Here is a 15,000-nt window from a genome sequence, read left to right on the forward strand (position 1 = left end):
CGAGGAGAGAATCCTAAGGTGTGCGAGAGAACTCTGGTTAAGGAACTCGGCAAAATGACCCCGTAACTTCGGGAGAAGGGGTGCTTTCTTAACGGAAAGCCGCAGTGAATAGGCCCAAGCGACTGTTTAGCAAAAACACAGCTCTCTGCGAAGCCGTAAGGCGAAGTATAGGGGGTGACACCTGCCCGGTGCTGGAAGGTTAAGGAGAGGGGTTAGCGTAAGCGAAGCTCTGAACTGAAGCCCCAGTAAACGGCGGCCGTAACTATAACGGTCCTAAGGTAGCGAAATTCCTTGTCGGGTAAGTTCCGACCCGCACGAAAGGTGTAACGATTTGGGCACTGTCTCAACCAGAGACTCGGTGAAATTATAGTACCTGTGAAGATGCAGGTTACCCGCGACAGGACGGAAAGACCCCGTGGAGCTTTACTGTAGCCTGATATTGAATTTTGGTACAGTTTGTACAGGATAGGCGGGAGCCTTTGAAACCGGAGCGCTAGCTTCGGTGGAGGCGCTGGTGGGATACCGCCCTGACTGTATTGAAATTCTAACCTACGGGTCTTATCGACCCGGGAGACAGTGTCAGGTGGGCAGTTTGACTGGGGCGGTCGCCTCCTAAAGTGTAACGGAGGCGCCCAAAGGTTCCCTCAGAATGGTTGGAAATCATTCGTAGAGTGCAAAGGCATAAGGGAGCTTGACTGCGAGACCTACAAGTCGAGCAGGGACGAAAGTCGGGCTTAGTGATCCGGTGGTTCCGCATGGAAGGGCCATCGCTCAACGGATAAAAGCTACCCCGGGGATAACAGGCTTATCTCCCCCAAGAGTCCACATCGACGGGGAGGTTTGGCACCTCGATGTCGGCTCATCGCATCCTGGGGCTGTAGTCGGTCCCAAGGGTTGGGCTGTTCGCCCATTAAAGCGGTACGCGAGCTGGGTTCAGAACGTCGTGAGACAGTTCGGTCCCTATCCGTCGTGGGCGTAGGAAATTTGAGAGGAGCTGTCCTTAGTACGAGAGGACCGGGATGGACGCACCGCTGGTGTACCAGTTGTTCTGCCAAGGGCATAGCTGGGTAGCTATGTGCGGAAGGGATAAGTGCTGAAAGCATCTAAGCATGAAGCCCCCCTCAAGATGAGATTTCCCATAGCGTAAGCTAGTAAGATCCCTGAAAGATGATCAGGTTGATAGGTTCGAGGTGGAAGCATGGTGACATGTGGAGCTGACGAATACTAATAGATCGAGGACTTAACCATATAATATGTAGCAAATGTTATCTAGTTTTGAAGGAATATGCCTTCATAGTTTGGTGATGATGGCAGAGAGGTCACACCCGTTCCCATACCGAACACGGAAGTTAAGCTCTCTAGCGCCGATGGTAGTTGGGACCTTGTCCCTGTGAGAGTAGGACGTCGCCAAGCAACTAAAAACACAAGTCTTTTGACTTGTGTTTTTTTATTTCCCATGAAATAGGTTCGGTTCTGCGAGTAAAAAGGAAGAAATATAGTAAGGGATTTTTTGAGCAGAAATAGTAAGGAATTGATAAATAAATGGGTAATCTTCAGAGCTATAGCTTCCAAGTAAATCATACCACCAATCTGTTTCGTATCTAGAAATCATACTTAAATTGTAGAGCAATAAATAATGCACAAGAAGTTCGGGTAATACAGGCTTAGGATTTCTAGGGTCAGTTGTAAGTGGTAAGTAATAAGTATCAGCAAGGTATTCGTAGTATAAGGGTGTGCTATATATAGGATTCCATGATCGGATAGGAGCTGTAAAAAGTAAATTCGATTTGCTCGTTTTCCCAGGGACATGTTGCATGGATAGATGCTTACAAGTTGATTCAATGTAACGTGAAAATCTTTCTGCAGTCATATGAAGCCGATCTAGTATGCTGACCGAAAAGGAAAGTTCATTTGTATTTACTGAATCAATTTTATATAAAGTAGTACCTCGTTGACTATGGCGAAATAAGTTTTGTAATTCAGGAATATTCCCCATTAAATCCAACATATTAAACTTCTCTGATTCTAAGTGTTTCATGTGAAACAGCTGTTCTGCAACATGAGTAAATAATCCATTTTTTTGCACCTTCACCTCATCTTCTAAAAATTGATATCCCTGTTTTTTTCGTTTACGTGTCGTAACACCATGAGCTAAAACTGTAGTGGATTCTGGATAGTTAGGGTCAATAGTTAGTAAGCAAGCTTTAAAAAGTTGGCTCATTCCATAAAATAATAGCATTGGCTGGATCGAAAAGGGTGCTACCTTATATAATTCATAATAGTTTTTCCCGTGCTCTAAGTAATAAATAAAGGGATAACAGTTTTCGAAACTTTTTTTTTCAGCATTTTGTATGGAGGATTTTTCATAACAACGGGCAAGATAACGTTGTACATTTTGAGATGAAAAGAAGAAACTTAATTGCTGCCAAGTACAATGTGATTGATGCATATATTACGCTCCTTTTATTATCTAAAAATTCTAACATATATATACGTCCTTGACAGTATTTTAACCAATTGATAAGCTACTAATAATAATTTCTGGTATCATGGGGGGAACAATTATGTGGGAATCTAAATTTGTTAAAGAAGGTTTGACTTTTGATGACGTATTACTTGTACCAGCAAAGTCAGATGTACTACCAAGAGAAGTAAGTGTTAAAACAGTTTTATCTGAAAGCTTACAGTTAAACATCCCGTTAATTAGTGCAGGAATGGATACAGTAACAGAAGCGGATATGGCTATAGCAATGGCCCGTCAAGGCGGTTTAGGAATTATCCATAAAAACATGTCTATTGAACAACAAGCTGAGCAAGTTGATAAAGTAAAACGTTCTGAAAGTGGCGTTATTTCAGATCCATTCTTTTTAACTCCAGAACATCAAGTGTATGATGCAGAGCATCTTATGGGAAAATACCGTATCTCAGGTGTACCGGTTGTAAATAATTTAGACGAGCGAAAATTAGTCGGTATTATTACAAACCGTGATATGCGTTTTATCCAAGACTACTCAATCAAAATTTCCGACGTAATGACAAAAGAACAGCTAATTACAGCTCCAGTTGGTACAACGCTAGAAGAAGCTGAAAAGATCCTACAAAAGTATAAAATTGAAAAACTCCCTCTTGTTGATAACAACGGTGTATTACAAGGGCTTATTACAATCAAAGATATTGAAAAAGTAATTGAATTCCCAAATTCCGCAAAAGATAAGCAAGGACGCTTATTAGTTGGAGCGGCAGTTGGTGTAACGGCTGATGCAATGCTTCGTATTGACGCATTAGTAAAAGCTAGCGTAGATGCAATCGTACTTGATACAGCTCACGGACATTCTCAAGGTGTTATTGATAAAGTAAAAGAAGTTCGTGCAAAGTATCCGTCACTAAATATTATCGCTGGAAATGTTGCTACTGCTGAAGCAACAAAGGCATTAATTGAAGCAGGTGCAAACGTAGTGAAAGTTGGTATTGGACCAGGTTCTATCTGTACAACACGTGTTGTAGCCGGCGTTGGTGTACCACAATTAACAGCGGTTTATGATTGTGCAACAGAGGCTCGTAAATACGGTATCCCAGTTATTGCTGACGGTGGTGTTAAGTACTCTGGTGACATGGTTAAAGCTTTAGCAGCAGGAGCACACGTTGTTATGCTAGGTAGTATGTTTGCTGGTGTTGCTGAAAGTCCTGGTGAAACTGAAATTTACCAAGGTCGTCAATTTAAAGTATATCGTGGTATGGGTTCTGTCGGAGCAATGGAAAAAGGAAGTAAAGATCGTTACTTCCAAGAAGGAAATAAAAAACTTGTTCCAGAAGGTATTGAAGGCCGAGTACCATATAAAGGACCTTTAGCAGATACAGTTCACCAATTAGTTGGTGGATTACGTGCAGGTATGGGATATTGCGGAGCACAAGATTTAGAATTTTTACGTGAGAATGCACAGTTCATTCGCATGTCAGGTGCTGGTTTACGTGAAAGCCATCCTCATCACGTACAAATTACAAAAGAAGCTCCAAACTACTCATTATAATGTCTCATATACAAATAGACGGAGATTTGATATCTCTGTCTATTTTTTTTTGATTATGTTAGAATAACGGTTATGTGAGTACATAGATATTGGGGGTAGCAAAAGTGAAAGGTATGTTTTGCAAAAGATTCGTTGCGCTAGTAACAATGCTTACACTAGCTTGTAGTATGTTGTTACCATATAGCAACGCATCAGCAGAAACAGGATCTGCTTTAAATATTGAAGCAGGTGCAGCAATTTTAGTTGAAGCGAATTCTGGGAAAATTTTATATCAAAAGAATGCAGACGAATTATTATCAATTGCTAGTATGACAAAAATGATGAGTGAATATTTAGTTCATGAAGCGGTGGATAAAGGAAAACTTAAGTGGGATCAAAAAATTAAGGTTTCTGAATATGCGTATAAAGTTTCACAAGATGCTTCATTATCAAATGTTGCATTAGAAAATGGCGGCTCTTATACAGTGAAAGAGCTATACGAGGCAATGGCAATCTTTTCTGCGAATGGTGCAACAATTGCATTAGCAGAAGCAATTGCAGGTAAAGAAGTAGACTTCGTAAAAATGATGAATGATAAATCGAAAGAACTAGGATTGAAAAATTATAAATTTGTCAATTCTACAGGTTTAACGAATAAAGATTTAAAGGGAATGCATCCTGAAGGAACAACAGCGGATGAAGAAAATAAAATGTCTGCAAAGGATGTTGCGACTTTAGCACAACATTTAATTAAAGATTATCCAAAAGTGTTAGATACAGCAAAAATCCCGAAAAAAGAATTTCGTCCAGAAAAAGAGAAGTTTGCAATGTCGAACTGGAACTGGATGTTAAAGGGCTTAGTTAAAGAATATGATGGCGTAGATGGCCTGAAAACAGGCTCAACTCCAGAAGCAGGAGATTGCTTCACCGGTACGGTTGAAAGAAACGGTATGCGCTTTATTTCTGTAGTTATTAAAACAAGTTCTCATACAGCACGTTTTGATGAAACAAAGAAGCTATATGATTATGGATTTGCTAACTTTGAAATGAAGCAAATGTATAAAAAAGGTTCTTCAGTAAAAGGACAAGAAACGGTTCGAGTAGAAAATGCTAAAGATAAAGATGTAGCAGTTCAAACAAAACGAGCTGTTTCGCTTCCAGTGCCAAAAGGAAGTAAAGATGTTTATAAAACAGAATTAAAAGAAGCAAGTAAAGGACAAGAAGCACCTATTAAAAAAGGAGCTGCACTTGGCCAAATGGTAATCACACCAAAAGATGCGAATGATCCTGGATTTTTATCTGGTAAGTCATTACAAATAGACCTTGTAACAACATCTGCAGTAGAAGAAGCGAATTGGTTTACTCGTTCTATGCGTGGAATTGGTTCTTTCTTTAGTGGTATATGGAATAGTGCTGTTGATACAGTAAAAGGTTGGTTTTAAAAGCTCCTCATTGTAGGGGCTTTTTCTTATTCCTATTTTTCATACCGACTTTATGAAAAAGTAGTAGACAAGCATCTGATAGTTAGTGGTAGAATGTAAGAGTATTCTTAATTTTCGCCTTTAACGGGGAAAAGCAATTCACCTAGGGGGGTTTTTGTAACATGACAAATGTAACAGGGACAGAACGTGTAAAACGTGGAATGGCAGAAATGCAAAAAGGCGGCGTTATTATGGACGTAATTAACGCTGAACAAGCAAAAATTGCAGAAGAGGCAGGCGCAGTTGCTGTTATGGCATTAGAGCGCGTACCAGCAGATATTCGTGCAGCAGGTGGCGTTTCTCGTATGGCAGACCCAACAATCGTTGAAGAAGTTATGGGTGCTGTGTCAATTCCGGTTATGGCAAAATGCCGTATCGGTCACCTTGTAGAAGCACGTGTATTAGAATCATTAGGGGTAGACTATATCGATGAGAGTGAAGTACTAACTCCTGCCGATGAAGTATACCATTTAAATAAACGTGATTACACAGTTCCGTTTGTATGTGGTTGCCGTGATATCGGAGAAGCTGCACGTCGTATTGCAGAAGGTGCATCTATGCTTCGTACAAAAGGCGAACCAGGAACAGGAAACATTGTAGAGGCAGTGCGTCATATGCGCCAAGTCAATGCAGAAATCCGTCAAGTTGCAAGTCTACGTGAAGATGAGTTAATGACATATGCAAAAAATACTGGTGCTCCTTATGAAGTATTACTTGAGATTAAACGCCTTGGTCGCTTACCGGTTGTAAACTTTGCAGCAGGTGGTGTAGCAACACCAGCAGATGCAGCGTTAATGATGCAATTGGGTGCGGATGGTGTATTTGTTGGATCTGGTATCTTCAAATCAGAGAATCCGGCGAAATTTGCACGTGCAATCGTTGAAGCAACAACTCATTATGAAGATTATGAATTAATTGCAAGCCTTTCTAAAGGATTAGGTAATGCGATGAAAGGTATCGAAATTTCAACGTTATTACCAGAACAACGCATGCAAGAGCGTGGATGGTAATTGAAGGAGAACTTTAAAATGGTGAAAATCGGTGTACTAGGTCTTCAAGGTGCAGTTCGTGAGCATGTAAAATCAGTTGAAGCAAGTGGTGCCGAGGCTGTTGTTGTAAAGCGTATAGAACAACTTGAAGAAGTTGATGGTCTTATTTTACCAGGCGGTGAAAGCACAACAATGCGCCGTCTTATTGATAAGTATGCTTTCATGGAACCACTTCGTACATTTGCGAAGTCTGGTAAACCAATGTTTGGTACATGTGCAGGAATGATTCTTCTTGCAAAAACACTTATTGGCTATGAAGAAGCGCATATTGGTGCTATGGATATTACAGTTGAGCGCAATGCGTTCGGACGTCAAAAAGACAGCTTCGAAGCTGCACTTTCTATTGAAGGTGTGGGAGAGGATTTTGTTGGCGTATTTATTCGTGCCCCATATGTTGTAAATATAGCGGATGATGTTGAGGTACTTTCTACACATGGCGATCGAATGGTAGCGGTAAGGCAAGGGCCGTTTTTAGCTGCTTCTTTCCATCCGGAATTAACAGACGATCATCGTGTAACAGCATACTTTGTAGAAATGGTAAAAGAAGCGAAAATGAAAAAAGTTGTATAAGTAACTTGCAACTTGTATAAGATTATAGTAAATTGATGGTAACAATTTTATAAAATAAGCGTGTTGATAGGAAGTAGTAACAAATGTCGTTTCTTATAGAGAGTCGATGGTTGGTGGAAATCGATAGGAACAGTTTGTGAATCCATCCTGGAATGGAATGTGGAATATCTGTATGATTAGTAAACATTCCCGGTGAAGAGCCGTTATTTCTACTTGAGAGGAAGGCGGTAATGCTTTCAACTAGGGTGGCAACGCGGGTTAACTCCCGTCCCTTTATATAGGGACGGGAGTTTTTTGTGTTTTATAAAATAAAAGGAGGAGTATATAATGCTTGATATTAAATTTCTACGTACAAATTTTGAAGAAGTAAAAGCAAAGTTACAGCATAGAGGCGAGGATTTAACTGATTTCGGTCGCTTTGAAGAGTTGGATACGAGAAGAAGAGAACTACTTGTTCAAACAGAGGAACTGAAAAGTAAACGTAACGAAGTATCTCAACAAATCTCTGTATTGAAGCGCGAAAAGAAAGATGCAGAAGCCTTAATTCTAGAAATGCGTGAAGTTGGGGAAAAAGTAAAAGATCTTGATAATGAACTTCGTACAGTTGAAGAAAATCTAGAAAGATTAATGTTATCTATTCCAAATATTCCTCATGAATCTGCTCCAGTTGGTGAAACAGAGGATGATAATGTAGTAGCACGTACTTGGGGAGAAGTAAAAGAGTTTGCTTTTGAACCAAAACCACATTGGGACCTTGCTACAGATTTAGGGATTCTAGACTTTGAGCGTGCTGGGAAAGTAACAGGAAGCCGCTTCGTATTCTACAAAGGTGCTGGTGCAAGATTAGAGCGTGCTTTAATTAGCTTTATGCTTGACCTTCATACTGATGAGCACGGATATGAAGAAGTATTACCTCCGTATATGGTAAACCGTGCAAGCATGACAGGAACAGGACAACTTCCGAAGTTTGAAGAAGATGCATTCCGTATTGAAAGTGAAGATTACTTCTTAATTCCAACAGCTGAAGTACCTGTAACGAATATGCACCGTGATGAAATCTTAAGTAAAGAGCAATTGCCTATAAGATATGCTGCATTTAGCTCTTGCTTCCGTTCTGAAGCAGGTTCAGCTGGACGCGATACACGTGGCTTAATTCGTCAGCATCAGTTCAATAAAGTAGAGCTTGTAAAGTTCGTAAAACCAGAAGATTCTTATGAAGAGTTAGAAAAACTAACAAATGATGCAGAACGCGTGTTACAATTATTAGAGTTGCCATATCGCGTTATGAGCATGTGCACAGGCGATTTAGGATTTACAGCAGCGAAGAAATACGATATTGAAGTATGGATTCCAAGCTATGGCACATATCGTGAAATTTCTTCTTGTAGTAATTTTGAGGCTTTCCAAGCGAGACGTGCAAATATCCGTTTCCGTCGTGAGCCAAATGGCAAACCAGAACATGTTCATACATTAAATGGATCTGGTCTTGCAATTGGACGTACGGTTGCAGCTATTTTAGAGAACTACCAACAAGAAGATGGTACAATTATAATTCCAGAAGTTCTTCGCCCTTATATGGGAGGAAAAACAGTTATTAAGTAAATTTATAAACATTCATCGGTATGAGTGATTGGTAATTATGAGCGTTGTCAGTACTATAATGTAGGAGAGGAAAAGTAAAATTTTCCTTTCCTCATAATTTATTTTAGTAGGGTTGACTAACTGTTTTTCTTTTGATATTATATTTGATGTCAATATGGAGGTATACCCAAGTCTGGCTGAAGGGATCGGTCTTGAAAACCGACAGGCGGCGAGAGTCGCGCGGGGGTTCGAATCCCTCTACCTCCTCCAGATATAATTGACAACAGCGCATATAAGTGGAGATTGGAGAACTCGTTACCAACACGTAACGAGTTTTTATTTTAAAACCAATCATAAAGTATGGTGTAAGGATATATTGTCCTTATTACACACTCATATTCCGATGATTATCTTCATAGATATGAAAGGAGTCAACATGGATCTTATTATACAAACATTTCCTTTAGATGGAAAAACTTTATATTATGTACAATGTCCTGTCTGTAAGAACAATAGAATTTTAAACAGTGGTGCAAATGTATCACGCATTATTAGCGATGATACATTCCGTAAACTTTGTGGTTGCACTTGCGATGTAAAGCAAACCGCAGCAAAAGTAGAGGCACCAAAAAAGGTTAAAAAAGAAGCTGTAAAGAAAGAAGCAGCTCCAAAACGTACAGGTAAAGTATTAACAGCGGTAATTAACGGGAAAGAAATGACTGTTAAAGAGATTGCTGAAGCGTACGATATTAGTACGAGTACTGTTCGTCAGCGTATTAACGCTGGAAAAACTGAGAGTGAAATTATTGCTCCAACAAAAAAGAAGTAATTTAATAGAAAAACCCGTGCGTAAGCACGGGTTTTTTATTTTACAAGTTTACGTGTTTGTTTTAAAAAATGGCCAATTTTTTTAATGATTGGTTCAATGGAATCGCCATCTTTTAAAATATCGTATTCATTAATGTTTAATCGTAAAACAGGGCATGAATTAAAGTTATTAATCCAGTTTTCGTAACGCCCATGCATCTCTTTCCAATACTCGATTGGTGTTTGCTGTTCCATCGGACGTCCACGTTCTTGGATACGATCAACGATATCATCGAAAGAACCTTCTAAGTAAATTAGTAAATCTGGATGAGGGAAGTAAGGAGTCATGACCATAGCGTCAAATAAACCTTTGTATGTTTCATAATCAGTTTCCGTCATTGTTCCTTTTTCATGATGCATTTTTGCGAAAATGCCAGTGTCTTCATAGATAGAGCGATCTTGAACAAAACCGCCACCGTATTCAAAAATTCTTTTTTGTTCTTTAAATCGTTCTGCTAAAAAGTATACTTGCAAGTGGAAGCTCCAGCGCGTGAAATCAGCATAGAACTTGTCCAAATACGGGTTGGAATCTACCTTTTCAAATGATGTTCGATAACCTAAAGCGTTAGCTAATGCAGTTGTCATAGTAGATTTACCAACACCTACTGTTCCAGCGATAGTGATTACTGCGTCATTTGGTATATCATATTTTTGCCTTAAATTCATTATTATTTCGACTCCTTTAAGAGAGTATTTTGAAGGGCAGATAGGATGACGTTTAAATCTTCAGGATTTTTTACAAAATCCATATCGTCTCCGTTAAATTTCAATACTGGGATATCTGGATGATCTTTTTTAAAAGACTCCATTGCTGTTTCGTAATCTTTTGTGAGCTGTAGTAAGTAATTTGGATCCATATTTTTTTCGAATTCTCTTCCGCGCATTGCGATTCGCTTTTGTAATGTTTTTAGGCTAGCTGTTAAATAAACGATAACATTTGGCACAGGCATATCTTGCGTAAGGATACGGTAGATTTGCATGTACTTGTCATATTGAGAATCTTTTAATGTACGGGATGCGAAAATTACATTTTTAAATATATGATAATCCGCTACTACTGGCTTCCTTTGATTCAAATACTTTATGTTAATATCTTCTAATTGTTTGTATCTATTACAAAGAAAGAACATCTCTGTTTGAAAACTCCATTCGTCGATGTCTTCATAGAACTTTCCTAAAAAGGGGTTTTCATCAACAATCTCTTTCAGTAAGTGGAGTTGCATGTGAGTTGAAATTTCCTTCGCAAGTGAAGTCTTTCCAACACCAATTGGTCCTTCAACCGTGATAAATGGTACTCCGGTCACGCTGTTTCCTCCTTTCAATCAGTAATTTACCGTGGCTACTAAAAACACAAAACAGAATTATTGTAGCACAAGAGGGAAGCGAGCGGGTTAATTTGCTATAAAAAGTTAGAAAATAGATATATGTATTAATTAAATTTTATTTGAGATGACGGGACTATATTTGCTTTTAATGTGGCTTCCATTATTTTTAAAGCATGCACGTTATCCTGATCATGATTAGAGGCAATACAGTCCTGTGGTACATACAGTGTATAATTTCTCATATGAGCATCGTTAGCTGTAAAGAGTATACATATATTCCCGGCAATGCCTGTTAATATTAGATTTTCTATTTTTAGATAGCCTAATAAAGAATTTAAAGGTGTTTCATAAAAAGCAGAGTAATGTGGTTTAATGAAAATATAATCATCAGAACTTGGAGCAATTTTATGAATGATATTTTCACTATACTCATTTGTACAATGAGTAATTAGTTGGTCGATATCAGATCTCCAAAGTTGATAATGGTCATTAATATAAATTATGGGGTAGCCGAAGGATTTCATTGTTTTCTTTAATTGTAAAATAGGATTTGTTATAATTTCGCATTTTTTGGCTAGGATGGGCCCGTGTGAAAATTGAAAATCGTTAATCATATCGATAATGAGTAAGGCAGTGTTTTTCATATGTAATCCCCTCTCTTTTTTCTTAGGGTGGATTGAATTTATAAAAGTTATCCCATGTGTAGTAAATGGAAATAAGTGTACTTTATTTGTAATGAAAGGACTATGTTATGGAACACGATCAAGATATTTATTTTATGCAGTTAGCAATCGAAGAGGCTAAAAAAGCAGAGGCAATACAAGAAGTACCGATTGGTGCAGTTATAGTATTAAATGGGGAAGTTATTAGTGTTGCTCATAATTTAAGGGAAACTGAGCAAAGATCAATAGCTCATGCTGAGTTGTTAGCTATTGATGAAGCGTGCAAAAAATTAGGGACATGGCGTTTAGAAGATGCGACGTTATATGTAACATTAGAGCCTTGTCCAATGTGTGCCGGTGGAATTGTTTTATCAAGAGTGAAGCGAGTTGTATATGGTGCAAGCGATCCGAAAGGTGGATGTGCAGGAACATTGATGAATCTTTTAACGGATGAACGCTTTAATCATCAATGTGAAGTAGTAGCTGGTGTATTAGAAGAAGAGTGCGGTACGCTGTTAACAAACTTTTTTAGAGAACTTCGTAAAAAAAGAAAAGCGATTAAGAAATTGGAGAAAAGCAACGAGAATTAACGTATTTGCATTTTATAAAAAAACAAGTTATACTGATAGTGCCTTTAATGAAGGCAACCGAATATTGGTTTTAACTTTGCCGTGCTAAGCGGGGAGGTAGCGGTGCCCTATACTCGCAATCCGCTCTAGCGAGGCCGAATCCCTTCTCGAGGTTATGTTGCTGTAAGGTCTGCCTTAAGTAAGTGGTGTTGACGTTTGGGTCCTGCGCAACGGGACCCCGTGAACCTTGTCAGGTCCGGAAGGAAGCAGCAATAAGCGGGTCTTCTCGTGTGCCGCAGGAGTGCCTGAACCGAGCTAACTGCTTGAGTAACGCTTATGGTACGTAATCGACGGAAGGTGCACGGCAGTTATATATGTATACAAAACTCACCTTAATACTAAGGTGGGTTTTTTGTATAGAAAATAACTTTTGGAATCTATAAACAGAATGGGTTATAATAAATGAGATAATAACCTTTGAGGGAGGCCGTATTTTCGTGTCATACCAAGCGTTATACCGAACATGGAGACCGCAAAAGTTTGAAGATGTAGTCGGTCAAAAGCACGTGACAAAAACGTTGCAAAATGCCCTTCTTCAAGAGAAAGTTTCACATGCTTATTTATTTTCTGGGCCGAGGGGAACAGGAAAAACGACAATTGCAAAAGTATTTGCAAAAGCAATCAACTGTGAACATGCTCCCGTAGCTGAACCTTGTAATGAATGTCCTTCTTGTTTGGGGATTACACAAGGGTCTATTTCGGATGTATTAGAAATTGATGCGGCTTCAAATAACGGTGTAGATGAAATTCGAGATATTAGAGATAAAGTAAAATATGCTCCAAGTGCTGTAGAATATAAAGTATACATTATTGATGAAGTTCACATGCTTTCTATGGGTGCCTTCAATGCGCTTTTAAAAACGTTAGAAGAGCCGCCAGGACATGTCATCTTTATTTTAGCGACAACAGAACCACATAAGATACCGCCTACAATTATTTCGCGTTGCCAACGTTTCGAATTTCGAAAGATATCAGTAAATGATATTGTTGAGAGATTATCGACGGTTGTGACCAATGAAGGTACGCAAGTAGAAGATGAGGCGTTGCAAATTGTTGCACGTGCCGCTGAAGGTGGTATGCGTGATGCGCTTAGCCTTATTGATCAGGCAATATCTTATAGTGATGAGACAGTTAAGACAGAAGATGTATTAGCTGTAACAGGTTCGGTTTCTCAGCAATACTTAGGCAACTTAGTAGAATGTATACGTGAAAATGATGTATCGAGAGCATTACGTATCATAGATGAGATGATGAGTAAAGGGAAAGATCCAGTTCGATTTATGGAAGATTTCATTTACTATTATCGTGATATGCTTTTATATCAAACTTCACCACAATTGGAACATATGTTGGAACGAGTAATGGTAGATGAGCAATTCCGGACGTTAAGTGAAGAAATGCAACCGGAAGTAATCTATGAGATCATTCATACTCTTAGTAAAGCACAACAGGAAATGAAGTGGACAAATCATCCTCGAATTTTCTTAGAAGTTGTTATGGTACAACTGTGTCAACAGTTTATGATGCAAGCAAACGGTGCGGATCGTTTACAAGCAATTATGAACAGGATGCAGCAATTGGAGAAAGAGTTAGAACAAGTTAAGAAGAATGGTGTGCCGGCCGGTGTGCAGCAGGAAGTCAGAGAGACGCGTGCAGCACCAAAGCCAGTACGGACAGGAAGTATGAAGATTCCTGTCGGACGCGTAAATGAAGTATTAAAGCAAGCAAAGCGTCAAGATTTAGAACAATTAAAAGCTGTATGGGGTGAGTTGTTAGGAAGACTCAAAGCATACAACAAAGTAGCGTTTGCTGTTTTATTAGAAAATAGCGAACCGGTAGCAGCTTCGGATGATACTTACGTTTTAGCGTTTCAATATGAAATTCACTGTAAAATGGCAAGCGAAAATCGAGAAGCTATGGATACAGTGGAGCAAGCTTTATTTGAATTGCTAAGTAAAAGATTGAATATGATTGCCATTCCAAAAAGTGAATGGGGTAAAATCCGTGAAGATTTTTTACAGCGTGAAGGCGGAGCTTCTGAAGAAAGCCCAGAGAAAAAAGAGGATTCTCTTATAGAAGAGGCCGTAAAATTAGTAGGGCAAGAACTTATTGAAATAAAAGAGTAATAATAATTAGGAGGAATTAATTATGATGCGTGGCGGAATGGGAAATATGAATAACATGATGAAACAAATGCAAAAGATGCAAAAGGAAATGGCAAAAGCGCAAGAAGAACTTGGTGAAAAAACAGTTGAAGGTACAGCTGGTGGCGGTATGATCACAGTTATTGCAAATGGTCATAAGCAAATTCTTGAAGTGAAAGTGAAAGAAGAAGTTGTAGATCCAGAAGATATCGAAATGTTACAAGACTTAGTGTTAGCTGCAACGAACGATGCGCTGAAAAAAGCGGATGAACTTTCAAATTCTACAATGGGTAAATTTACAAAAGGCTTAAACTTACCGGGTGGAATGTTCTAGGAGGATATTGATATATGCATTATCCAGAACCAATATCAAAACTAATTGATAGTTTTATGAAATTGCCAGGAATCGGACCGAAAACAGCGGTTCGATTGGCATTTTTCGTATTAGATATGAAAGAAGACGATGTGTTAGGTTTTGCAAAAGCACTTGTAAATGCGAAGCGAGACTTAGCGTATTGTTCTGTGTGCGGGCATATTACTGACCGTGATCCTTGTTATATTTGTAACGATTCGCATCGAGATCAATCAGTTGTTTGTGTAGTACAAGAACCGAAAGATGTAATCGCGATGGAAAAAATGAAAGAGTACCAAGGTGTATATCACGTGTTACGTGGTGCTATTTCTC

At 38.9% G+C, this 15,000-nt stretch carries 14 protein-coding genes, 1 tRNA gene, 2 rRNA genes, 1 other RNA gene and 1 other annotated feature (2 of these 19 running past the window's edge); of the genes, 14 read left to right on the forward strand and 4 right to left on the reverse strand.

What is annotated here, in order from left to right:
• Together AAG068_RS00050 and rrf are read left to right on the forward strand one after the other, a co-directional pair.
• Nucleotides 1-1,248: ribosomal RNA gene (locus AAG068_RS00050) — 23S ribosomal RNA — on the forward strand (it extends 1,674 nt beyond the left edge of the window).
• 49 nt (nucleotides 1,249-1,297) lie between these two features.
• A 5S ribosomal RNA gene (gene rrf, locus AAG068_RS00055) occupies nucleotides 1,298-1,413 on the forward strand.
• Between the two features lie 34 nt (nucleotides 1,414-1,447).
• Here the strand turns inward: rrf and AAG068_RS00060 are convergent.
• Nucleotides 1,448-2,449 carry a YaaC family protein gene (locus AAG068_RS00060; protein WP_342716561.1) on the reverse strand — a complete coding sequence of 334 codons (1,002 nt, stop codon included), beginning with the start codon at nucleotides 2,447-2,449 and terminating at the stop codon, nucleotides 1,448-1,450.
• Between the two features lie 115 nt (nucleotides 2,450-2,564).
• Here AAG068_RS00060 and guaB point away from each other — a divergent pair, with 115 nt between their 5' ends.
• The 7 genes from guaB (at nucleotide 2,565) to AAG068_RS00095 (ending at nucleotide 9,517) form a co-directional block, all read left to right on the forward strand.
• On the forward strand, nucleotides 2,565-4,028 hold the full coding sequence (guaB, locus tag AAG068_RS00065; protein ID WP_342716562.1) for an IMP dehydrogenase: 1,464 nt from the start codon (nucleotides 2,565-2,567) through the stop codon (nucleotides 4,026-4,028).
• Between the two features lie 113 nt (nucleotides 4,029-4,141).
• On the forward strand, nucleotides 4,142-5,449 hold the full coding sequence (dacA, locus tag AAG068_RS00070) for a D-alanyl-D-alanine carboxypeptidase DacA (protein WP_142337670.1): 1,308 nt from the start codon (nucleotides 4,142-4,144) through the stop codon (nucleotides 5,447-5,449).
• Between the two features lie 161 nt (nucleotides 5,450-5,610).
• A complete protein-coding gene (pdxS, locus tag AAG068_RS00075; RefSeq protein ID WP_000186156.1) occupies nucleotides 5,611-6,498 on the forward strand; it encodes a pyridoxal 5'-phosphate synthase lyase subunit PdxS in 888 nt (295 codons plus the stop codon).
• Nucleotides 6,499-6,516: 18 nt separating this feature from the next.
• Entirely contained in the window at nucleotides 6,517-7,107 is a 591-nt protein-coding gene (gene pdxT / locus AAG068_RS00080) for a pyridoxal 5'-phosphate synthase glutaminase subunit PdxT (RefSeq protein WP_342716565.1), read from the forward strand.
• A gap of 54 nt (nucleotides 7,108-7,161) precedes the next feature.
• Nucleotides 7,162-7,383: a binding site (T-box leader), on the forward strand.
• Nucleotides 7,384-7,434: 51 nt separating this feature from the next.
• Nucleotides 7,435-8,709, forward strand: a complete 1,275-nt coding sequence (gene serS / locus AAG068_RS00085; RefSeq protein WP_342716566.1) for a serine--tRNA ligase — start codon at nucleotides 7,435-7,437, stop codon at nucleotides 8,707-8,709.
• Nucleotides 8,710-8,865: 156 nt separating this feature from the next.
• Nucleotides 8,866-8,958, forward strand: a tRNA-Ser gene (locus AAG068_RS00090).
• A 166-nt stretch (nucleotides 8,959-9,124) separates the two neighbouring features.
• Nucleotides 9,125-9,517: a DUF3797 domain-containing protein gene (locus AAG068_RS00095; RefSeq protein ID WP_342716567.1), complete on the forward strand. Its 393-nt coding sequence runs from the start codon at nucleotides 9,125-9,127 to the stop codon at nucleotides 9,515-9,517.
• Between the two features lie 35 nt (nucleotides 9,518-9,552).
• On the opposite strand, the gene AAG068_RS00100 is transcribed toward AAG068_RS00095, so the two are convergent.
• The 3 genes from AAG068_RS00100 to AAG068_RS00110 form a co-directional block, all read right to left on the reverse strand.
• Nucleotides 9,553-10,221: a deoxynucleoside kinase gene (locus AAG068_RS00100; RefSeq protein WP_001053585.1), complete on the reverse strand. Its 669-nt coding sequence runs from the start codon at nucleotides 10,219-10,221 to the stop codon at nucleotides 9,553-9,555.
• Nucleotides 10,222-10,223: 2 nt separating this feature from the next.
• Nucleotides 10,224-10,859, reverse strand: a complete 636-nt coding sequence (locus tag AAG068_RS00105) for a deoxynucleoside kinase (RefSeq protein ID WP_342716573.1) — start codon at nucleotides 10,857-10,859, stop codon at nucleotides 10,224-10,226.
• Between the two features lie 125 nt (nucleotides 10,860-10,984).
• A complete protein-coding gene (locus AAG068_RS00110) occupies nucleotides 10,985-11,524 on the reverse strand; it encodes an isochorismatase family cysteine hydrolase (protein ID WP_342716574.1) in 540 nt (179 codons plus the stop codon).
• A 107-nt stretch (nucleotides 11,525-11,631) separates the two neighbouring features.
• Here AAG068_RS00110 and tadA point away from each other — a divergent pair, with 107 nt between their 5' ends.
• From tadA to recR, 5 genes are all read left to right on the forward strand, one after another.
• Nucleotides 11,632-12,132: a tRNA adenosine(34) deaminase TadA gene (gene tadA, locus AAG068_RS00115; protein ID WP_342716575.1), complete on the forward strand. Its 501-nt coding sequence runs from the start codon at nucleotides 11,632-11,634 to the stop codon at nucleotides 12,130-12,132.
• Between the two features lie 79 nt (nucleotides 12,133-12,211).
• Nucleotides 12,212-12,476: signal recognition particle sRNA large type (gene ffs / locus AAG068_RS00120), an RNA gene on the forward strand.
• Between the two features lie 132 nt (nucleotides 12,477-12,608).
• Entirely contained in the window at nucleotides 12,609-14,297 is a 1,689-nt protein-coding gene (dnaX, locus tag AAG068_RS00125; protein WP_342716576.1) for a DNA polymerase III subunit gamma/tau, read from the forward strand.
• A 25-nt stretch (nucleotides 14,298-14,322) separates the two neighbouring features.
• Nucleotides 14,323-14,649: a YbaB/EbfC family nucleoid-associated protein gene (locus AAG068_RS00130; RefSeq protein WP_001996460.1), complete on the forward strand. Its 327-nt coding sequence runs from the start codon at nucleotides 14,323-14,325 to the stop codon at nucleotides 14,647-14,649.
• A 14-nt stretch (nucleotides 14,650-14,663) separates the two neighbouring features.
• Nucleotides 14,664-15,000, forward strand: partial view of a recombination protein RecR gene (gene recR, locus AAG068_RS00135; RefSeq protein ID WP_000559169.1) — the 5' portion only. The gene runs 260 nt beyond the window's last position; the window shows 337 of its 597 coding nt (coding positions 1-337); its start codon is at nucleotides 14,664-14,666; its stop codon lies off the right edge, out of view.

This window comes from Bacillus paramycoides (assembly GCF_038971285.1).
Classification (GTDB): Bacteria; Bacillota; Bacilli; order Bacillales; family Bacillaceae_G; genus Bacillus_A.